Consider the following 3,547-nt stretch of genomic DNA (forward strand, 5'->3'; position numbering starts at 1 on the left):
CACGTTTGCGTCCGCGCTATCGCGCCATCTCGCAAAACATCGGGAAAACGTTCCAAACCCGCAAGGCGTCACTCCCCGGAGGGATACCACCCGCCAATGCGCAAGCGTCTGCGGCGCCACACCCAGCATTTCAGCGGCTTCAGCGGGCGTATAGAGCTTTTCCCCGGACGGGCGGGGATGATTCGGTTTCTTCCGATATGCCATTGGGAATGCCTGTAGGTGTCAACAGGCCTCCCATTATGGGCATATATGCCGGATCATCACCCTAAAATAGTTCCCAGACATATTTTAGGGGCCGGGACCAAGCGGGGCATCATCTCACGGCCATGGCCTATTTCCGAAATGGGGCCGTCGCTATTTGATAATGGCCATATCTTGTCAATCCCTCCGCAGCTTGTATCGCTTTTTCTACGTTCTTTGTTATATCTACGATTTCATAATTCTTATATAGTACGGGGCCGATGACGTTCGGCGAAGTAACACTGTCGTTATTCGCGTCAATTAATCTAATATAATGTTCATGTTTACCGAGCCTAGGCCTCGACTCATTATATACATCTATCTTCATGCCAAATCCCATGACATTACACATTGATTCAATTTTCTTTCTCGCATCAAATAACTGATCTTCAATATTTTCATCCAGACGAAAGGATAATATTATTCCCATCTCAAACGGTGAGAAGACACTTTCCTCTAAGCAGTATACTTCTTCTTTCATGATGTGCTTTGTACCTATTACTTTTACTGGTTTGGTATACCGTAAGAAGACCGGCGGAACGTTACAATCCGGGTGCGTCACACCAAAGTGTGGAAGCAAATTAAAGATTTCATAAATTCTCTCCTCACTTATTTGTATATTTTTCTTAATTGTCCAAATTTCTCCAATATCTTCATCTACATAGTCAAAATACAGTTTGCATTCTTTTGAATGAGATAGAATTCTCCACGCTTCATGCAGGTCTCCCTTTACTTTATATGCGTCAATAAATTCTCTGTAAGCTTCCGATTTATTTTTGGAGTCACCAAATTTGCTTGTTACATAATCCGCGATGCGCGGAAAACAATTACCCAAAACTCTCATATATCTTGAGAAATACGTCTTGTAATCTGAGGAGCGTCGCAAATACTCCCATGCAATCTCCGTATGAGCATCCCGCCAAATATAATACGGACAGGTCTCAGATGGATAGTCATCTCCGCGCTTCCATCCAATTGATGCTAAACGCTTTCGTTCAGGCAAATAATGCTCTCTAACGTAAATCCCATAACGTAACTTTGACATATCTTTACTATGATCATTAGTCAGTATTTTTGGCTCCATTGACTCAATCAATGAGACAGCTCTTCTCAAATTTCCATAGTCATCCTTCCTGTCCCATCTCGGCTTATGAGAATGTAGAATACCACACGACTCGATGAGAAAGAGATCATCAGCCATTTTTTGAGCCGTTCACAGTTATCGCGGCAATTTTTTGAGTTGCAGCTCTCAGTGCATCATCAAGGAGATGAGCATAACGGCTGGTCGTCTTCGCCTGGGTGTGCCCCAGCAGGGCACCCACCACGGGGAGGCTCTCACCTGACGACACAAGCAGGCTGGCGAAGGTATGGCGGACATCGTGAACCCGGACTCCTTCGATCCCGGCCCGGCGGCAAACCGCCGCCCAGAAGGTGCGGATGGTCGTCATATGGCCGTCTGTGCCGTCACCGGGAAAAACCCACGGCGACGGTTCCGCCTTGGGTCGCTTGGCCGTTCTGGCAGCTTGACGCTTGGTCAGCACCTCGACGGCGGCCGGCGACAGGGGGACACGATGGATGCGCTTCTGCTTGGTCGTGGCGGCCGGCTTGATCCACATGCCGACCGCCAGATCGACATGGGACCACTGCATCGCCAACACCTCGCCCACCCGTGCGCCGGTCAGCAGCAGAAGACGAACCACGTCGGCGGAGTCTTGAGCTGGGCTTTGGTCCAGCGCCACATGCAAGCGGGCGATCTCCTCTGGCGTCAAATAGCGCTCTCGGCCCTCCTCGGTGTTCCGCTCGATCTTGAAGGCAGGATTGGCTGACAGCATTCCCCACCGCTCGGCGGTGGAGAAGATGGCGGAGCAGAGGGAGACGGCCCGATTCGCCGCGACCGGGAAGCGTTGGGAAATCCGGTGATGCAGATCCTCGATGTCCTTCCGTTGGATGTCGGCGATCCGCTTTTCGCCCAGAACCGGCAGGACATGGTTCTTCAGCAGCAAGCGACGGTTCTTCAGGGTGCCGTCACGGTTGCGGCGCTCGGCCACCTCGGTCATCCAGCGGGTCGAGAAGTCGGTTAAGGTCGGGTTCAGATCCGGCTTGACCTCGCGCGCCTCCTTGCGCTCCTGGGCAGGGTCACGGCCAAGGTCGGCGGTGGCGAGCACCTTCCTGGCCTCCTGGCGCGCCTTGTCGAGCGGCACCTTGTTGCAGAACCCGATGGTCATGCGGCGTTCCTTGCCGCCACGAACCCGCATCTGCACGATCCAGGCTTTCGCACCGCTGGGCGTGGCGCGGACGGCGAAGCCGGGCACCTCGCTATCCCAGACGAAGGCTTGCCCCTTCTCCGGCGGCTGGAGCTCGTCCACAAGGGTCTTGGTAAGGCGGACGCGGGCCATGCTTTTGTCACCTCCTGCTTACACGAGAGGCGCTTACAAGGCCGCTGGGCGGGCTTTCCGCGTGGGGACGTTGATTCGCCCGCCATCGGCTTACAGTCCGCTTACACGCCCTGTGTAAGCCCGGATGTAAGCTAGCATGGGGCAAAATCAGGCACAACGAAGCACCGAACGGCATCCCGGTTCGGTGCTAACTCATTGATTTTTTAGGGAAGTCGTTGGAGCGGGTGAAGGGAATCGAACCCTCGTCGTAAGCTTGGGAAGCTTCTGCTCTACCATTGAGCTACACCCGCGCGCCCGGTGTTTATAGGGGAGCATCACGGCGAATTCAAGCGCTCCGTGCAAGGAAAACACGGTCATCTGAGGTTCTGTGGTGGGCGGCCCTTTCGCCGGGAAGCGTCGCGACGTCCTGAGCGCAATGGTGTGCTGTTCCACACGCCTCAACCCCGCCCCGGCATGATGGCACACGCAGGAAGGGCTTCAGCGCCCCGCCTTGACGCCGTTTCGCGGCGACAGGGCACTCCACCGCATCATCTCAAGCCTATGCCCGCAGGGCTGGGGAGGAACGGTGCGGAACATCACACCCGTCGCGGATTCATGACCATGGGAGGTGAGGGCGGAGCCTTTGCTGAGGGGCTAATTTTGTTTGTCCGACAAAATTTTTCGGAAAAGCTTGATTTGTTGACAGTGGTATCGAATCAAACGATAAGTTTGTCGGACAAAGCAAGAGCGTGCGGTTGGAGGGAGGCACATGACCATCATTCTGGAAGCGCGCGGCCTGATGAAGGAGTTCAAGGGTTTCGTCGCGGTGAAGGAGGTGAACCTCCAGGTTCGCCGGGGAACGATCCACGCGTTGATCGGCCCGAATGGCGCGGGCAAGAGCACGGTGTTCAACCTGCTCACCAAATTCCTGA

General features: G+C 54.2%; 3 protein-coding genes and 1 tRNA gene. 1 reads left to right on the top strand and 3 read right to left on the bottom strand.

Annotated elements, in window-relative coordinates:
- Positions 1-331: 331 nt before the first annotated feature.
- The 3 genes from EJ903_RS26000 to EJ903_RS26010 form a co-directional block, all read right to left on the bottom strand.
- On the bottom strand, positions 332-1,441 hold the full coding sequence (locus EJ903_RS26000) for a hypothetical protein (RefSeq protein ID WP_126620773.1): 1,110 nt from the start codon (positions 1,439-1,441) through the stop codon (positions 332-334).
- Positions 1,434-2,636 carry a tyrosine-type recombinase/integrase gene (locus EJ903_RS26005; protein ID WP_126620774.1) on the bottom strand — a complete coding sequence of 401 codons (1,203 nt, stop codon included), beginning with the start codon at positions 2,634-2,636 and terminating at the stop codon, positions 1,434-1,436. The genes EJ903_RS26000 and EJ903_RS26005 overlap by 8 nt, the downstream gene beginning before the upstream one ends.
- A 216-nt stretch (positions 2,637-2,852) precedes the next feature.
- Positions 2,853-2,926, bottom strand: a tRNA-Gly gene (locus EJ903_RS26010).
- Between the two features lie 458 nt (positions 2,927-3,384).
- On the opposite strand from EJ903_RS26010, the gene EJ903_RS26015 reads away from it, so the two are divergent.
- A partial coding sequence (locus EJ903_RS26015) for an ATP-binding cassette domain-containing protein (protein ID WP_126620775.1) occupies positions 3,385-3,547 on the top strand: 163 nt, incomplete at its 3' end.

This window comes from Azospirillum griseum, from assembly GCF_003966125.1.
GTDB lineage: Bacteria > Pseudomonadota > Alphaproteobacteria > Azospirillales > Azospirillaceae > Azospirillum > Azospirillum griseum.